The organism is Sorangium sp. So ce836, from assembly GCF_028553905.1.
GTDB lineage: Bacteria > Myxococcota_A > Polyangia > Polyangiales > Polyangiaceae > Sorangium > Sorangium cellulosum_D.
On record NZ_CP102233.1, the window covers coordinates 6,620,925 to 6,638,854 of the forward strand.

A 17,930-nucleotide genomic window follows, 5' to 3' on the forward strand; every position below is an offset into this window, starting at 1 on the left:
GGAGGGATGCCGTGGACAGCAGCGCTGATCATCAGGATGGATCCGGTGATTCTGACCTGGGGGTCGCCATCATCGGAATGGCCGGCCGTTTCCCCGGAGCGGCCAGCGTCGGCGCGTTCTGGGACGACCTCGTCGCGGGGCGGGACGTGCTCACGCGGTTCCATGGCGGGCCGACGCTGCGAGAAGGCGGGCGACGGTATGTCGACGCGGGGTACATCCTCGATGACATCGCCGGCTTCGATGCCGGGTTCTTCGCGATGACGCCCCGCGAGGCCGCGATGACCGACCCGCAGCACCGGCTGTTCCTGGAGTGCGCCTGGGAGGCGCTCGAGCATGCCGGCTACGTCGACGAGACGCGCGGCACGATCGGCGTGTACGCGAGCGCGAACTTCAATACGTACCTGTACAACGTCTGCCGCGCGCCGCTCTACGAAGACATCGCCAGGCACCTCGAGGTCGTGATCGGCAACGACAAGGACTACCTGGCGACGCGCGTCTCGTACAAGCTCAACCTCACCGGCCCGAGCGTGTCGGTGCAGACGGCCTGTTCGAGCTCGCTGGTCGGTGTCGCGTCGGCGGCGCAAGCGTTGCTGAACGAGCAGTGCGATCTCGCCGTGGTCGGCGGGGTCGGCCTCCGCGCGAAGCAGGACGTGGGATACTGGACGGACCCCGAGGAGGGGCTCCTCTCGGGGGACGGCAGGTGCCGGCCCTTCGACGCGGAAGCATCGGGCTTCGTCGAGGGCAACGGCGTCGCGGTCGTCGTGCTGAAGCGCCTCTCCGAGGCGATCGCGGATCGCGACACGATTCACGCGTCGATCCGCGGCTTCGCGATCAACAACGATGGGTCGGGGAAGGTCGGGTATACGGCGCCGAGCGTCGCCGGCCAGCAGAAGGTCATCGGCGAGGCGCTCGCGCTCGCGGGGGTCGATCCAGGCACGGTGGCCTACGTCGAGGCGCACGGGACGGGCACGCGGCTCGGCGATCCGATCGAGGTGGAGGCGCTCGGCCGCTATTACGGGCGAGCGGCCGGCGCGCGCTGCGTCCTCGGATCCGTGAAGTCGAACATCGGGCACCTCGACGCCGCAGCAGGGGTGGCCGGCCTGATCAAGGCGGCGCTCTGCCTGAAGCATCGCTATCTGCCGGCGACGCTCCACTACAAGCGAGCGAACCCGGCAGCGCGGCTCGAGGAGCTGGGATTCTCCGTGCTGTCGCGCGGGGAGAGCTTCCCCGCGCCTCCGCGCGGCCCGCGGCGCGCCGCGGTCAGCTCCCTCGGGATCGGCGGCACGAATGCGCACGTGGTGCTCGAAGAGCCGCCCCCCGCGGAGCGCGCGCGGTCCGGGGCGCCGGCGCCGGAGCTCCTGGTGATCTCGGCGCGGTCTCAAGCCGCGCTCGAGGCGGCGTGCCAGCGGCTCGCGGAGCACCTCGCGCGGACGCCCGGGCTGCGGCTCGCCGATGTCGCTTACACCTTGCAGGTCGGCCGCAGGACGTTCGAGCACCGGCGGTTCGTCGTGGCGCACGACGTCGCAGACGCTGCGCGCGCGCTGACGGACTCGATGCGCTTCGTCGAGGGCGAGGGCCTCTCGGTCGAAGCGCCGGCGGCGGGCAGCGCGGATGCGCGCGCCACTGCGAAGGAGCGCCTCGGGCGCGCGTGGCTCGCGGGCGCGCCGGTCGACTTTCGCGCCGAGTGGGCGGGGCGTGCGGATGTCGGCCGTGTCCCGCTGCCGACCTACCCATTCGAGCGTCAACGCCACTGGATCGACGCGCCGACGTCCGAGCACGCACCGGCGCGGGGGGCCGCGGCAGAGCGGCGCCCGGTGGCGGAGTGGCTCTACGCTCCGTCGTGGAGGCGCTCGCCGCCGATCGGCGAGAGCCCGACGGAGCGTCGACGCTGGCTCGTCTTCGCGGATCCATCCCGGCTCGCTGCGGCGCTCATCGAAGCGCTCGAGCAGAGGTCGAACGAGGTCGTCGTCGTGAGCCCGGGCGCCGCGTTCGCCAGGGTCGGCGCGAACCGTTTCCAGATCGATCCGTCGTCGCGCGCCGACCATGATCGGCTGCTGGAGGAGGTCTCCGCGAGCGGCGCGGCTCCGTGGAGCGTGCTCCACCTCTGGAGCCTGACCGAGGACCACGCGGGGCCGCAGACCTTCGAGGAACAGCAGCGCCTCGGCTTCTTCGGGCTCCTGCTCCTCGCGCAGGCGATCGCAGCCCGAGGCGCGGGCGGCGCCGTTCACGTCGTCGTGCTGACGGACCAGCTCTTCTCGGTGCTGGGCGACGAGCCCATCATGGCGGACAAGGCGACGCTGCTGAGCGCGTGCTGTGTCCTCCCGCAGGAGATCCCGTCGCTGAGGTGCCGGGTCGTCGATGTTACCCGCCGCGGGACAGGCCTCGTGGAGCACCTCCTTCGCGAGCTCGGCGCGGGCGGCGACAACGGCGTTCACATCGATCGTGAATCGGCCGTTGCCGCGCCTTTCGACATGCGCCGGAAGTCGGCGTCCGCCGCTCCCTACGTCGCCTACCGGAACCTCCACCGCTGGGTCGCCGCCTTCGAGCCGATCCGTCTCTCCCCCTCAGCCGCGCGGCCGCGGCTGCGCGAGCGCGGCGTCTACCTCGTCGTCGGTGGTCTCGGCGCCGTCGGCGTGGCGCTCTCGGAGCACCTCGCGCGCGCCGCGCGGGCACGGCTGATCTTGACCAGCCGTGCAGGCCTGATCCCGCGAGACGCGTGGGATGCGTGGATTCGGTCGCACGACCCGGAAGATCGGATGAGCAGGAGGATCGCCGCGGTCCAGCGCCTCGAGCGCCTCGGCGCCGAGGTCCTCGTCATACCTGCAGACGTCGCCGACGAGGAGCGGATGGCGGGCGTGGTCGCGGAGGCGTACCGCCGCTTCGGCGCGCTCCACGGGGTCATTCACGCGGCCGGGACGGTCGGGCCGGAGATCTTCCGCGACGCACGGGAGACCGGGCCCGAGCACGCCCGCCCGCATTTCCGCGCCAAGGTGCAGGGGACGCGCGTGCTCGACCGGGTGCTCTCGCGAGAGCTCGACTTCGTGCTCCTCTGCTCGTCGCTCTCGACGATCCTCGGGGGAATCGGCTTCGCAGCTTATGCGGCTGCCAACCACTTCATGGACGCGTTCGCGGTCGAGCGCAGCCGGAAGGGCGACACCCCCTGGATCGCGGTCGACTGGGATGCATGGCAGTCCTCCGCCGCGTCACCGACCTCGACCGCGATCCGGCCGGGAGAGGGCGGCGAGGCGCTGGATGCCATCCTGTCGCTCCGCGCGGCCGGACAGGTCGTCGTCTCCACCGTCGATCTCGCGGCGCGATGGGAGCAGATCCAGCGGCGCTCGACGTCGGTCGCGACGGGAGGAGCGGAGAGCCCGCAGCGGCTCGCGGACCCCGCCCCGCCGCGCCCTGCACGCCGGGCCGCGGGCCGGCCGGCGCTGGGCGTGAGCTATGCGCCGCCGAGGAACGATCTCGAGCGCTGCCTCGTCAGCATCTGGCAGGACGCGCTCGGCGTCGAGCCCATCGGGATCCACGACGCGTTCCGCGATCTCGGCGGAGAGTCGCTCGCGGCGATGCCGCTCGTGGCGCGCATCGCGGAGAGCTTCCACGTGAAGCTGCCCATCGCGCGGTTCTTCGCGGCATCGACGATCGCCCGGCTCGCCGAGGCCATCATCGAGGTGGACCCCGTCGAGGGGCGGGCGATGGCCATCGCGACCGCCGTCCAGAAGGTCAAGCGCATGAGCCCGGACGAGATCACGCGCGCCCTCGACGCTGCCCGGAATCCTTGAGCGCAGGAGGCATTCACCATGTCGCTATCAGGCTTCGACCTGTCCGATGAACAACAGAAGCTCGTCGCGGCGCTCCTCCGCGAGCAGGGCATCGCGCTCGACGACAGCGCCGGCCCGATGCTCCGCGTGGACCTGGAACGGCGGAACGAGCCCTTCCCCCTGACGGACGTGCAGGAGGCGTATTTCCTCGGGCGGAGCGGGCATTTCGAGCTCGGTAACGTCGCGTGCCACGGCTACCAGGAGTTCGACGTCGAGGGCCTCGACGTCGAGCGCTACGAGGAGGCGTGGAATCGGGCCGTCGCGCGGCACGACATGCTGCGCGCCGTGGTGAGCCCTGGCGGGACGCAGACCATCCTCCGCGAGGTCCCGCGCTTCCGCGTCGACGTGACCGACCTCCGCCGCAAGGCGCCCGAGGAGCGTGAGCAGGCGCTCCGGGAGGTCCGCGACGCGATGTCCCATCGGGTACCGGACCCGCACCGCTGGCCCATGTTCGCGGTCCGCGTGTCTCGGCTCGACGACGGGCGCGCGCGCATTCACATCAGCTCGGACGCGCTGCTCCTCGACGGCCACAGCGCGGCGCTCCTGCAGGGCGAGATCCGCCGCTTCTACGAGGATCCCGGGTTCGCTCCCCCGCCGCTCGCGGTCTCCTTCCGCGACTATGTGCTCACCCTGCGCGCGCAGCAGGACGCCGAGGCGTGGCGCGAGTCCGAGCGCTACTGGAGGATCCGCGCCGAGACCCTGCCGCCGGCGCCCGAGCTGCCGCTCTGCGTGCGGGTCTCCGACGTCGAGCGCCCGCGCTTCGTCCGGCGGCAACGCCGCCTGGAGCCTGCGGTGTGGTCGCGGCTCAAGGACCGGAGTCGGGCGCTCGGCGCGACGTCGTCCGTGCTGGTGCTGGCGGCGTTCGCCGAGGTGCTGCGCCGCTTCGGCAGGCGGCGCGACTTCACCGTCAACCTGACCCTCTTCGATCGGCAACCGGTCCATCCCGAGGTCGACCGCATCGCCGGCGACTTCACCAGCACGCTCCTGGTCGAGGTACGCGACGACGGCGCGACCTTCGCCGAGCGCGTGCGCGCCCTTCAAGAGAGCTTCCTGCGCGATCTCGAGCACCGCCGGGTGAGCGGGATGCACGCGCTCCGCCACTACGCCCACGTCCACCGCCGTGTCGGGGCCGCGCTCATGCCGGTGGTGTTCACCAGCATGCTCGCGACCGGCCCCGCCGGTCGCGACGTCGCGCCGGCCGGTCACCTCGGCGAGCTCACGTACACGGTCACGCAGACACCTCAGGTGCTCCTGGACCACCAGCTTCACGAGGACCGCGGCGCGCTGGTCCTCGCCTGGGACACGGTGGAGGAGGCGTTCGCGCCGGGGGTGCTGGACGCGATGTTCGCGGCGTACCTGGGGCTGCTCGAGCGGCTCGGCGAGGAGGGCTCCCCGGCGTGGCAGGAGGCGAGCCCGGTCGGCCTGCCCGCCGAGCAAGCCGGGCTTCGCCGGCGCCAGAACGCCACCGCAGCGCCGGAGAGCGGCGACCTGCTGCACAGCGCCTTCTGCCGCAACGCGCAGGCTCACCCCGAGCGCGAGGCCATCGTCTGCGAGGATCGGCGCCTCTCGTACGGTGAGCTCGCCGAGCGTGCCGTATGGCTCGCGGCGCGCCTGCGCGCGCACGGGGTAGCCCCCGGCGAGCTCGTGGCGGTCGTGATGGAGCGCGGCTGGGAGCAGGCGGTGGCCGTCCTGGCCGTGCTCGAGGCGGGCGGCGCCTACGTGCCCATCGACGCGACCCTGCCCGAGAAGCGCATCCACGCCTTGCTCGACGCCACTCGGACGCGCGTCGTGCTCGCGCAGTCGTGGGTCAAGGAGCGCCTCGCGCTGCACGGCCACGGCGCCATCGAGACGGTGGACGACGCGGGCCGGTGCGCGCCCACCTGGGATGCGCCGCGGCAGAGGCCCGAGGACGTCGCCTACGTCATCTACACCTCCGGCTCGACCGGCACGCCCAAGGGCGTCGTCATCGAGCACCGGAGCGCCGTCAACACGGTCGAGGACATCAACGCCCGCTTCGATGTCGGCCCTTCCGATCGCGTCCTCGGCGTCTCGTCGCTGAGCTTCGACCTGTCGGTGTACGACATCTTCGGCACGCTCGCCGCGGGCGGCTGCCTGGTGATGCCTGGCCGGGGCCACGACAAGGATCCCGAGCACTGGCTCACGCTGGTGCAGCGCGAGCGCGTCTCGCTGTGGAACAGCGTGCCGGCGCTCCTGCAGATGCTCGTCGACTTCGCCGAAGGGCGCGGCGCCTCGCTCGCGCGTCTGCGGGTCGCGCTCCTGAGCGGCGACTGGATCCCGGTCGATCTCCCCGAACGGCTGCGCAAGCTCGCGCCGGGCGTCCGCGCCGTGAGCCTCGGGGGCGCGACGGAGGCGTCGATCTGGTCGATCGTTCATCCAATCGAGGGCGCGCTGCCCGGCTGGACGAGCGTGCCGTACGGCCGGCCGCTGCGGAATCAGCGCTGGTACGTGCTCAACGATCGGATGGAGGAGTGCCCGGACCACGTGAGCGGAGAGCTCTACATCGGCGGCCTCGGCCTCGCCCGCGGCTACTGGGACGATCCGACCAGGACCGCCGAGCGCTTCGTGACGTGGGCGGGGACGGGCGAGCGGCTGTACAGGACGGGGGACCTGGGTCGCTACCGCGAAGGCGGCGTGCTGGAGATCCTGGGCCGCGAGGACCAGCAGGTGAAGGTCGGCGGTCATCGGATCGAGCTCGGCGAGATCGAGGCGGCGCTCGGGGACCACCCGAGCGTGAGGGAGGCGGTGGTGATCGCGCAGGGGGAGGCGCAGGACAGCCAGAAGCCGCTCGTGGGGTACGCCGTGCTGCGGCCGGGGGCCCAGGCAAGCGAGGACGTGCTGCTGCAGCACCTGCGCGAGCGACTGCCGCTGTACATGATCCCGCGATACCTGCGGCTGCTCGAAGCGCTGCCGCTCTCGGCCAACGGCAAGGTCGACCGCCGCGCGCTCCCCAAGGTCGACGTGAGCGACCGCAGGGGCGAGCACATCGCGCCGCGCACCGATCTGGAGCGCACGCTCGCCGGGGTCGTCGCCGAGGTGCTGCGCCTCCCGCAGGTGAGCGTCAAGGCCCGCTTTCTCGATCTCGGCGCGACGTCCCTCGCGCTCGTCGAGGTGCACAAGATCCTCGAGGCGCGGCTCGGCCGCGAGATCCCCGTGCTCGACCTGTTCGAGCACGGCAGCGTGGCCGCCCTCGCGGCGCGCCTGGAGACGGCCTGTCGCGACATCGGGCCCCAAGCAGTCGAGGGCACCGCGCGTGCGGCGCAGGACCCCGTGAGCCTCGCGCGCCTCCAGGGGGCGCGGCGCCGGCAGCAGCGCTCGCGGGGTCGCGCGGCCGAGACAGACAACGAGAGCGAGGAACAGCGATGAGCGGGGACAGGCCCTTGGACGAGACGAACTCGGTCGCGATCATCGGCATGGCGTGCCGGTTTCCGGGCGCGAATACCGTCGACCAGTTCTGGGACAACCTCCTGCGCGGCAGGGAGTCGATCGCGCGGTTCTCGATGGATGAGCTCCGCGCCGCCGGCGTCCCGCAGGAGCTCGCAAAGCACCCCGACTACGTGCCGGCAGGCGGCGTGCTCGACGACGTCTACGCCTTCGACGCGGCGCTCTTCGGCTACGCGGAGGGCGAGGCCGAGCTGATCGACCCGCAGCAGCGCCTCTTTCTCCAGTGCGCGTGGGAGGCCCTGGAGGACGCCGGCCACGCGCCGCGCGGCGTCTCGGTCCCGACCGGCGTCTTCGCCGGATGCAGCGCGAGCACGCACCTCCCGCCTGCGCTCCTCGACCCGAGGGAAGGAGCGACGGCGAGATCCCTTCGCCTGCTCACGGCGAACGACAAGGACTACCTCGCCACGCGCGTCTCGTACAAGCTCGACCTCAAGGGGCCGAGCCTCACGGTGCAGACGGCGTGCTCGACCTCGCTCGTCGCCGTGCACCTCGCCGCCCAGTCGATCCTGAGCGGGGAGTGCGCGATGGCGCTCGCGGGCGGCGCCACGATCACGCTGCCTCAGGAGGTCGGTTACCTCTACCAGGAGGGCCTGATCCTATCGCCCGACGGGCGGTGCCGCGCCTACGACGAGCGAGCGGCCGGCGTGGTCGGGGGCAACGGCGTGGGCGTGGTCCTGCTCAAGCGCCTCGCGGAGGCCATCGCGGACGGCGATCCCATCTGGGCGGTGCTGCGCGGCTCGGCCGTGAACAACGACGGCGCGGACAAGATCGGCTACACCGCGCCGAGCGCCGAGGGGCAGGCGCGCGTCATCGCGGAGGCGCTCGCGGTCGCCGATGTCTCCGCCGCGAGCGTCGGCTACCTCGAGGGGCACGGCACCGGCACGCCGCTCGGCGATCCGATCGAGGTGCAGGCGCTCACGCGCGTCTTCCGCGCCGAGACCGACGCGCGGTCGTTCTGCGCCCTCGGCTCGGTGAAGAGCAACATCGGGCACCTCGACGCCGCGGCCGGCATCGCGAGCCTGATCAAGGCCGCCCTCGTGGCCCACCACGGACAGATCCCCCCGAGCATCCACGTCGATCGGCCGAACGCGAAGATGGATCTGGAGCGATCGCCCTTCTATCTCCCGAAGGAACCGCGCTCCTGGCCCGCCGGCGCCGCGCCTCGCCGTGTCGGCGTCAGCTCGTTCGGGTTCGGCGGCACGAACGCGCATGCCGTCCTCGAAGAGCCGCCCCGCCGCGGGCAGAGGCAGCCTTCGTCCCGCATCCGCCCGGTGGTGACGCTGTCGGCGATGAGCGACGAGCGCCTTCGTGCGCTCGTGGGCGCCTACCGCGGTCACCTCCGCGGCGACGGCGGGGCGGCCCACGACGTCGCCGACGTCGCGTACACCACCAACGTCGGCAGGCACCACTTCACTCGCCGCCTCGCCATCGTTGCGGACTCCCGGGACGAGCTGCGCGGCGCCCTGGGGTTCGGGGCGGAGGGCGCCGAACGGCGACCCGGAGCCCCGAGCGTCAACCCGAACGCCCGCCGGGAAGGCCAGACCGCGCCCGTGCCCGTCTTCCAGAGCAGCGGCGCGCGCGCCCTCTCGGGCGTCAAGCCGGTCTTCCTCTTCACGGGTCAGGGAGCGCAGTACGCGGGCATGGCGCGCGGGCTCTACGAGGCGCACCTGCCGTTCCGCGCCGCGTTCGACCGCTGCGCGGCCGTCCTGCGCGACCGCTTCGACCTCGTCCGGATGGTCACCTCGCTCGATGGGGGCGAGAGGCTCAAGGAGACGCGCTACGCGCAGCCGTGCCTGTTCTCGGTCGCGTTCGCGCTCTCCGAGCTCTGGAAGGCATGGGGCGTCGAGCCGGCCGCCGTGCTTGGCCACAGCGTCGGCGAGCTCGCGGCCGCCGCTGTCTCGGGCGTGCTGAGCCTGGACGACGCGCTCCGGCTGACCGCCGCGCGCGGCGAGCTCATGCACGGCGCGCCAGGTCCAGGCGAGATGGTGGCCGTGTTCGCGCCCCGCGGCGTCGTCGAGGACCAGCTCGCGGGCGGACCGGGGCCGGTCGCCATTGCGGCGATCAACGGCGACGAGCGCGTCGTCATCTCGGGCGCGCGGGACGCCGTGCGGGAGCACGTCGAGGCATTCGAGCGCCGGGGCATCACCACCCGGCCGCTCCACGTCGCGCACGCCTTCCATTCGCCGCTGATGGAGCCCGTCCGCGACCCGCTCCGGCGCGCGGCCGAGATCCCGCACCACTCCGCGAACACGACCCTGTTCCTGAACGTGGGAGGCCGGGTGCTCCGGCCCGGAGAGCGGCTCGACCCGGCGTACTGGGCGGAGCAGCTCCTCCGCCCGGTCGAGTTCGCGCGTTGCCTCGGGCTCGCCGCGCGCGACGGCCACCGCGTGTTCCTGGAGCTCGGCCCTCAGGCCGTGCTGACGAAGCTCGGCGCCGAGGTGCTCTCCGGCGGCGATGCGGTCCTCATCGCCTCGCTGTCGGGCGGGCAGGACGATCGAGATGCGATCTCGGAGGCGCTCGCACAGCTCTACGTCGCCGGCGTGGACATCGACTGGGCGGCCGTTCACGACGGCCGGGGCCGTCGCGTGCGCCTCCCCGCGACGCCGTTCGAGCGGGTCGAGCTCCGCGGGCCCGCAGCGGAGGTGCCCGAGAAGGCCGCGCAGGGCGGCCGAAGCGACGCCTTCGCCGATCTCGTGCGCGCCGGGGGCGAGCAGGCGGAAGCAGGGCTCGTCGCGCTCGATCTCGCGACCCACCTCGAGGAAGAGCGGTCCCTGGAGGATCTGTGCTCCTGCTACTTCCGCCTCGCTTTCGGGCAGCTCGGGCTCTTCCGGGGCGAGGCTCGGGGGGGAGCGCGCCGCCAGGCGGCCCGGAGCTCCGAAGGGGACCTCCGGTGGTCGACGCCGGAGGAGGCCTGCGCAGCGGCCGGGGTCCCTCCCCGCTTCGTTCGCGTCGTGCGCTCCGTCGCGGAGCTCCTCGCGGCGCGAGGCGAGCTCCGGAGAGGCGACGGCGGGCGCTACGGCGAGCTCGTGTCGAGCTCCCCGGAGGCGTGCGCGCGCGCCGAGGGCACAGCGGCGGCGTTCCGCGCGAGGACGTCCGCGCTCGGGGAGATCGTGCTCACCGTGGGCCGGGCGCTGCCCCAGGTCCTGACAGGCGGCTGCGACCCGCGCGGCGTGATCTTCAGCGACGGCAGCGTCGATGATGCCTACCGGATCTACGCCGAGCTCCCGACGTCGCGCTACTTCAACGGGATCGTGCGCGAGGTCGTGCGCGCCCTCGTCGAGAGCGAGCTCCGGCCAGCGCGGATCCTGGAGATCGGCGGCGGTACCGGCGCGACCACGGAGCAGATCCTCCCGCTGCTCGACGGCGACACGTCCTACGTGTTCACCGATGTATCGCCTGTGTTCCTGGAGCGCGCGAGAGAGCGGTTCGCCTTTTACCCAAAGCTCGATCTCCGCCTCCTCGACATCGGCAGGAGCTTGCTCGAGCAGTCGTTCGCGCCTCACGGCTTCGACCTCATCATCGCCGCGAACTCCGTGCACGCCGCGCCGGACCTCCGGCGCGCCCTCCAGAATGCCAGGAGCCTCCTCGCGCCGTCCGGTGTGCTCGTTCTCTACGAGGTCACGCGCAACAGCCTGGCCGCCGATCTGACGACGGGGTTGCTCCTCGGCGACGTGACCGACGGCGAGCTGCGCCGCGGGCGCATGTTCCTGGAGGAGGACGCGTGGGAGCGCCTGCTCTCGGAGTGCGGCTTCGTCCAGCGCAAGGCGCTCCCGGACGCGCGCTCGGCAGGGGCGGCCGTCGGCGAGCGGGTGCTGGTCGCGCAAGCCGGCGGGAAGCGGCGGGCCTCCATGGGCGCGGCCGCAGCGCGCGGCGACCGCGCGCCGGGGGAGGCCGTCCGGACAGACCTGTTCTACGGCATCGACTGGCGCCCGGCGACGGAGCTCGCGGACGCGCCGCGCTCGGCCGACGCGCCGCGTGGGACCGCCTGGATCGTCTGCGCGGACCGCGGCGGCTTCGCGCGCGCGTTCGTCGAGGCGCTCGCGAGGGCCGGCGCGCGGGCCTCCGTGCTGCTCACCCCGGACACGCCCGGAGGCGAGGCCGCGTTCGCGGGCGCCACATGCCATGCGGTCGATCTCGAGCAGCCTGAGAGCCTGGTTCGCGCTGTGCGAGCGATCGACGGGGATCGAGCCCTCGCCCCTCGATCCATCGCGTGCTTCTGGGGCCTGGACGCGGAGCGCGCTGACACCGTCACCGCCATCCGCGCTGCGCAGCGCCGGCACCTGAACGGGCTGCTGCACCTCATCGGAGCGCTCGATGGGACCTCGTGGGAAGACCTCGAACGGTTCCTGGTCTTCACGCGCGGCGCGCAAGCGATCGGCGACGAGGCCCCGGCCGTCGCCGAGGCGCCTCTCCTCGGCTTCGTGCGCAGCATTGCCGTGGGGCACCCGGAGCTGCACCTCCGGCTCGTGGATGTCGACCCAGCCATGACGCCGCGGGATCCGGCGCCCGTGCTCGATGTCCTCACGCGGATCGGCCCGAACGAGGGCGTCGTCGCGCTCCGCGGCGAGCGGGTGCTCGCGCCGCGTATCGTGCGGATGTCGCGGCGTGACTTCTCCGCGACCGGCGCCGGGATCCCGGTCTCACCGGATCGCACGTACCTCATCGTGGGCGGCCGCGGCGGGATCGGGATGAAGGTCGCCGAGCGGCTGGCCGACAAGGGCGCACGGCACCTCGTGCTCCTCGGCCGGTCGGAGCCCGGCGAACGGGCGCTCTCCCTCGCAGAGCACCTCCGCGGGCGCGGCGTGAAGGTCGAGCTCGCTCGCGGCGACGTGACCGATCTCACGGCGATGCGCGCGCTCGTCGATCGGATCCAGCGGTCCGGTCCGGCGCTCGGCGGTGTCGTCCACAGCGCCCTCGACCTCGGCGCCGGCATGTCGTCAGAGCGTCCTCTGTGGGAGGAGTTCGCGACCGTCCTCGCACCCAAGGTCGAGGGGGCGTGGGTGCTCCACGAGGTCACGCGCGACCTCCCTCTCGACTTCTTTCTCCTGTTCTCCTCTTCCGTCAGCCTCGTTCCGGCGTACGGCTTGCCGCATTACGGCGCGGCGAACGCGTTTCTGGATGCCCTCGCGGCGTTCCGCCGTGCCCGAGGCCTCCCCGCGCTCAGCATTAGCTGGGGCCTCTGGCTGCACGTCGGCGCCGTCGCGGATCCGGTGCACGCCGCGCAGGTCGAGCGCGGGGGGTTGCTGGGCCTCGCCCCCGAGAACGCTCTGGCGTGCCTCGATCACGCGTTCGGGGCGGCGAGGGCGCACCTCGGGATCCTCGACGCCCGCTGGCCCGAGCTGCTGCGCGGCTATCCGCGGAGCGCGGTGCCCGCCATCTACGACGAGGTCGAGCGGCGCGCGGACAGGGCGGAGCCGGACGAGGAGGACGCGGCGGGACGCAGGCTCAAGGCCCTGCTCGAAGGCGCGCGCGCCGCCGAGACCGCGGCGCACGTCCGCAGTCGTCTCGCCCGGATGCTCCGCATCGACGAGCGGCGGATCGAGCCCACCGCCAACCTGATGGAGCTCGGCCTCGATTCGTTGATGTTCCTGAACCTCACCGCCTCGCTCTCGAAGGAGCTCGGCGTCCGGATCGCGCCGAACAAGGTCCTGCGCGCCGCGAACGGGGTGCCGACGGCCGGCGCGCTGACCGAGCACATCACCGCAGCGCTCACGGGCGAAGGGCCCGCCGAGGGCGACGACCCGCGCGCCTTCTTCCGGGAGGACGAGGCGGGGCGGTACGAGCCGTTCCCCCTGAACGAGGTGCAGCAAGCCTACTGGATCGGCCGCGGCGCCGACATGATCCTCGGCGACGTCTCCTGCCACGGCTACTTCGAGCTCGACTGCGAGGCCATCGATCTCGCGCGCATCGAGCGCGCCTTGCAGCGCCTCATCGATCGTCACGACATGCTGCGTGTCGTCCTCTTGCCCGACGGCCGGCAGCAGGTGCTGAAGACCGTGCCCGCCTACCGCATCGAGCTGCTCGACCTGTCGGGGGCGCCCGCGCCCGAGCGGGCGGCCAGGCTCGCCGAGCTCCGCGCCTCGCTCTCGCACCGGGCTGCCCCGTGCGAACGCTGGCCGCTCTTCGATATTCGCGCCACGCGCATCGATGAAGGCACCACCCGCGTCCATGTCGGCATCGACATGATCGCCCTCGACGGCCGCAGCATGGCGATCGTGCTGCGCGAGTGGGCCGAGCTCTACGAGGTGCAAGGCCGGGAGCTGCCGCCGCTCGGCGTCCGCTTCCGCGACTACGTGACGGCTCAGCGCGCGTTCGAGCGCTCCGCGACCTACGCACGCTCGTGGCGGTACTGGGAGGCGCGCCTCCGGGATATGCCGCTCGGACCGGCGCTGCCCCTCGCGAAGGATCCAGCGCGCATCCAGAAGCCGCGCTTCGAGCGCCGGGGCCACCGGCTCCCGCGCGAGGCGTGGTCGCGGCTGAAGTCGCGGGCCGCCGGCTTCGGGCTCACGCCCTCGGGGGTGCTGCTCGCCGCCTACGCGGAGGTGCTCGGCGCCTTCACGCGCCGCCAGCGGTTCACGCTCAGCCTGCCGACGTTCAACCGGCTGCCGGTCCACCCACAGGTGCAGGAGGTCGTCGGCGAGTTCACGACGCTGACGCCGCTGGTCGTCGATCGCCGGCAGGGAGCGACCTTCGTCGAGCGCGCGGCGGCCGTCCAGCGGCGGCTCCTCGACGATCTCGAGCACCGCCACGTGGGCGGCGTGCGCGTGCTGCGCGAGCTGCGGAGGATGCATGAGGACCGGCCGGACCTCATCACGCCGGTGGTCTTCACGAGCCTCTTCGGCCTCGACCGGCAGGCCGACACGCAGCACGCGGACGACGCCGCGCAGACGGCGAGGCTCGGCGAGGTGGTGTTCAGCATCAGCCAGACGCCGCAGGTCCTGCTCGATCACCACGTCGACGAGAGCGAGGGGCACCTCGGTGTCTACTGGGACGCGGTCGAGGAGGCGTTCGCGCCGGGCGCGCTGGAGGCGATGTTCGCGGCGTACACGTGGCTGCTCGAGCGGCTCAGCGGCGAGGGCGAGGCCGCCTGGCACGCACCGAGCCCGGTGGGGCTGCCCGCCGCGCAGGCGGAGGCGCGCCGCCGTGCCAACTCCACCCGCGCGCCCGAGAGCGGCGACCTGCTGCACAGCGCCTTCCGGCGGCGGGCGCAGGCCGAGCCGTCCCGCGAGGCGGTGGTCTGCGGCGAGCGCCGCCTGACCTACGGCGAGCTCGCGGGGCGCGCCGCGTGGCTCTCCGACAGGATCCTCGCCCGCGGCGTGGCCCCCGGCGAGCTCGTGGCGGTCGTGATGGAGCGCGGCTGGGAGCAGGTGGTGGCCGTCCTGGCCGTGCTCGAGGCGGGCGGCGCCTACGTGCCCATCGACGCGACCCTGCCCGAGAAGCGCATCCACGCCTTGCTCGAGGCCACGGGCGCGAAGCTCGTGTTGACGCAAACCGCGGTGAAGGGTCGGATCACCGTCCCTGGTGGCGTCGAGGTCGAGACGGTCGACAACGCCGGGCGTCGCGAGCCGTCATGGGGTGAGCCGCGCCAGGGTCCTCACGATCTCGCCTACGTCATCTACACGTCCGGCTCCACGGGGGTCCCCAAGGGCGCGATGATCGAGCACCGGAGCGCGGTCAATACCGTGGAGGACATCAACGATCGTTTCGGCGTTGGACCGGAGGATCGCGTCTTCGGCGTCTCGTCGCTGAGCTTCGACCTGTCGGTGTACGATGTCTTCGGGACGCTCGCTGCCGGTGGTTGCCTGGTGATGCCGGAGCGGGGGGCCGAGAAGGACCCGGAGCACTGGCTCTCGCTGCTCGAGCGCGAGCGGGTGACGCTCTGGAACAGCGTGCCGGCGCTCCTGCAGATGCTCGTCGACTACGCCGAGGGGCGCGGGGCGACTCTCGGTCTGCGGCTCGCGCTGCTCAGCGGCGACTGGATTCCGCTGGATCTGCCAGAGCGGCTGTGCAAGCTCTCGCCCGGAACCCGGTGCATCAGCCTCGGGGGCGCGACGGAGGCGTCGATCTGGTCGATCGTTCACCCCATCGGAGGCGCGCTGTCGGGCTGGACGAGCGTGCCGTACGGCCGGCCGCTGCGGAATCAGCGCTGGTACGTGCTCAACGATCGGATGGAGGAGTGCCCGGACCACGTGACCGGGGAGCTCTACATCGGCGGTCTCGGCCTCGCCCGCGGCTACTGGGGGGACGCCACGAAGACGGCCGAGCGCTTCATCTCCTGGGCCGACGGTTCGACGAGCGGGGCTGCGCTCGAAACGACCGAGCTGGGCCCTCGAGCACCCACCGGAGAACGGCTGTACAAGACCGGTGATCTCGGCCGGTGGAGAGATGGGCTCATCGAGCTCTTGGGTCGCGACGACCAGCAGGTCAAGATCGGCGGCCACCGCGTCGAGCTCGGCGAGATCGAGGCGGTCTTCGCCGCTCACCCCTCGGTCAAGGCGGCAGCGGTCGTCGCCCATGGCGACCCCAGGGACAGCCGCAAGCAGCTCGTCGGGTATGTCGCGCTGCGCGACGGCGCCCAGGCGAGCGAGGCCGAGCTCCTGCAGCACCTGCGCGAACGGCTGCCGGAGCACATGGTGCCGCGGCACGTTCGAGCGATCGACGCGCTGCCGCTCTCGGCCAACGGCAAGGTCGACCGCAGCGCGTTACCGAGGATCGACGCAGCCGAGCAGGGCGGCGAACACGTCGCTCCTCGCACTGACCTCGAACGCCAGGTCGCCGCGCTGTGGCAGGAGATCCTCGGAGCGCCTCGAGTCTCCCTGCGTTCGAGCTTCTTCGAGCTCGGCGGCGATTCGCTCGCCGCCACCCGCTTCGTCCTGGAGCTCGAGCGGCGGCACGGCCTCAAGGTGCCGATCCGCGCGCTGTTCACCGAGCCGGTGCTCGAGCGCCTCGTCGCCCGGATCCAGGCGGGCTCATCGTCGAGCCCGGCGACGGGCGAGGAGCTCGGACGCGCGGTGCCGCATGACATTCTGTTTCAGCATCCGACCGTGGCGGAGCTCGCGCGTGCGCTGGAGGCCCCCGACGGATCGCGGCGCGGCATCCGGGCAGTCCGGTTGAACCGGGCGGTGGATACGGCGCAGATTGTCTGTATCGAGGCGCCGGGCGACGGCGTGTGGCGATACGAGGCGTTCGCCCGAGCGCTCGACGGCCGGGCGGCCGTGATCGCCGTCGAGCTTGCCGCGAACGAGGGCGAGGATCTGAGCATCGAGGCGCTTGCCGACGACTGCGCCGCGGTGTTGCGTCCGCTCGGCACAAGCCGAGCGCCCTGTGTGCTCGTGGGCTGGTCGTTCGGCGGCGTGATGGCGCTCGAGGTCGCGCGCCGCCTCCGGGACGCCGGCGCGCCGCTCGTCTCGCTCGTCCTCCTCGACAGCGCGGCGCCTGCGGCCGTTCGCGACGGCGTCGAGCCGTGGCTCGGCCTGCCGCTCGACCAGGTTCCCGCGGGCGCGCTCGTCCAGGCGTGGGACGCGTCGCGGCACGAGGAAACGCCCGAGCGTCGCGGCATTCTCCGCCCCGGCGACGATGTCGCGGCATGGAGGAGCATCTCCCTGCACTTGTCGGCCAAGCTCCGCGCCCTCGGACGGTACGAGCCGCGAGCTTACGCGGGGGACGCGCTCCTCATCTCCGCGCAGGCGTCCCGCGGCCCGTCGCTCGATCTCCCGCCGGATCGTGGGTGGACGCCGATCCTCGTAGGGCGCTTCGACATCGAACCTCTCGATTGCGGGCACTACGACTTCTCGCTCGCTCCCATCGCGTCGCGCGTCGCCGCGATGGTCGTGCGCGTGCTGGAGCGGACGGCGAACGCCGCTCCCCGATCCATTTCACAGGAGATTTCTCGATGAGCGATCGAGGGCGCTGGCTCATCAGGAGCGCACCAAGCGCACGGCCCCGCGCGCGGCTCCTGTGCTTGCCCCATGCGGGCGCAGGCGCGTCGCTCTTCCGCCTCTGGCCGGAGCGGGCGCCAGATGCGGTCGAGGTCGTTCGCGTCCAGCTCCCCGGTCGGGAAGAGCGCGCGCGCGAGCCGCCGTCGCTCTCGATGACGGAGGTCGTCGCGGCGATCGAGCGCGAGCTCGGCGATGGGCCGCCGACGGCGATCTTCGGGCACAGCCTCGGCGGGCTCATCGCGTTCGAGCTGGCGAAGCGCCTCCATGAGGCTGGCGCCACGCCCGCGCGGCTCTTCGTCTCCGGAGCGCGTCCCCCGCACCTGCCCGATCCGCACCAGCTCCACCGCCTGCCGGAGCCGGACTTCATCGAGGCGCTACGGCGGCGAGGCGGAATCCCCGACGATGTCCTCCGGCACGCCGAGCTCCGCGACATGGTAGGTCGGCTGCTGCGCGCCGACCTCGCCCTCGCGGAGACCTGGCACCGCCCCGAGCCCGTCGCCCTGCCGGTGCCCATCACCGTGTGCGCCGCAAGGGCCGACGCCGTGGTTTCCTGGGAAGCGACCGGGCATTGGAGCCTCTGCTCGACGCGGGGTTACGAGCGCGTCGAGCTGCCCGGAGACCACTTTTTCATCAAGCAGCACGACGCGCTCGTGATGGCCGCCGTGTTCCCCAGGATCCTCCAGGCCACCGCGGCGCGATGAGCGAC

General features: G+C 72.5%; 4 protein-coding genes. All 4 read left to right on the top strand.

What is annotated here, in order from left to right:
• The first annotated feature begins 11 nt into the window (after positions 1–11).
• From NQZ70_RS24080 to NQZ70_RS24095, 4 genes are read left to right on the top strand one after another with little or no spacing between them, the layout of a single operon-like run.
• Positions 12–3,785, top strand: a complete 3,774-nt coding sequence (locus tag NQZ70_RS24080) for an SDR family NAD(P)-dependent oxidoreductase (RefSeq protein ID WP_165374130.1) — start codon at positions 12–14, stop codon at positions 3,783–3,785.
• An 18-nt stretch (positions 3,786–3,803) separates the two neighbouring features.
• On the top strand, positions 3,804–7,208 hold the full coding sequence (locus NQZ70_RS24085; RefSeq protein ID WP_129576291.1) for a non-ribosomal peptide synthetase: 3,405 nt from the start codon (positions 3,804–3,806) through the stop codon (positions 7,206–7,208).
• Positions 7,205–17,182 (top strand): non-ribosomal peptide synthetase/type I polyketide synthase, encoded by a 9,978-nt coding sequence (locus NQZ70_RS24090; RefSeq protein ID WP_129576292.1) that lies wholly within the window; start codon positions 7,205–7,207, stop codon positions 17,180–17,182. Before NQZ70_RS24085 ends, NQZ70_RS24090 begins: the two co-directional genes overlap by 4 nt.
• Positions 17,179–17,925: a thioesterase II family protein gene (locus NQZ70_RS24095; RefSeq protein ID WP_129576293.1), complete on the top strand. Its 747-nt coding sequence runs from the start codon at positions 17,179–17,181 to the stop codon at positions 17,923–17,925. The genes NQZ70_RS24090 and NQZ70_RS24095 overlap by 4 nt, the downstream gene beginning before the upstream one ends.
• Positions 17,926–17,930: the final 5 nt, after the last annotated feature.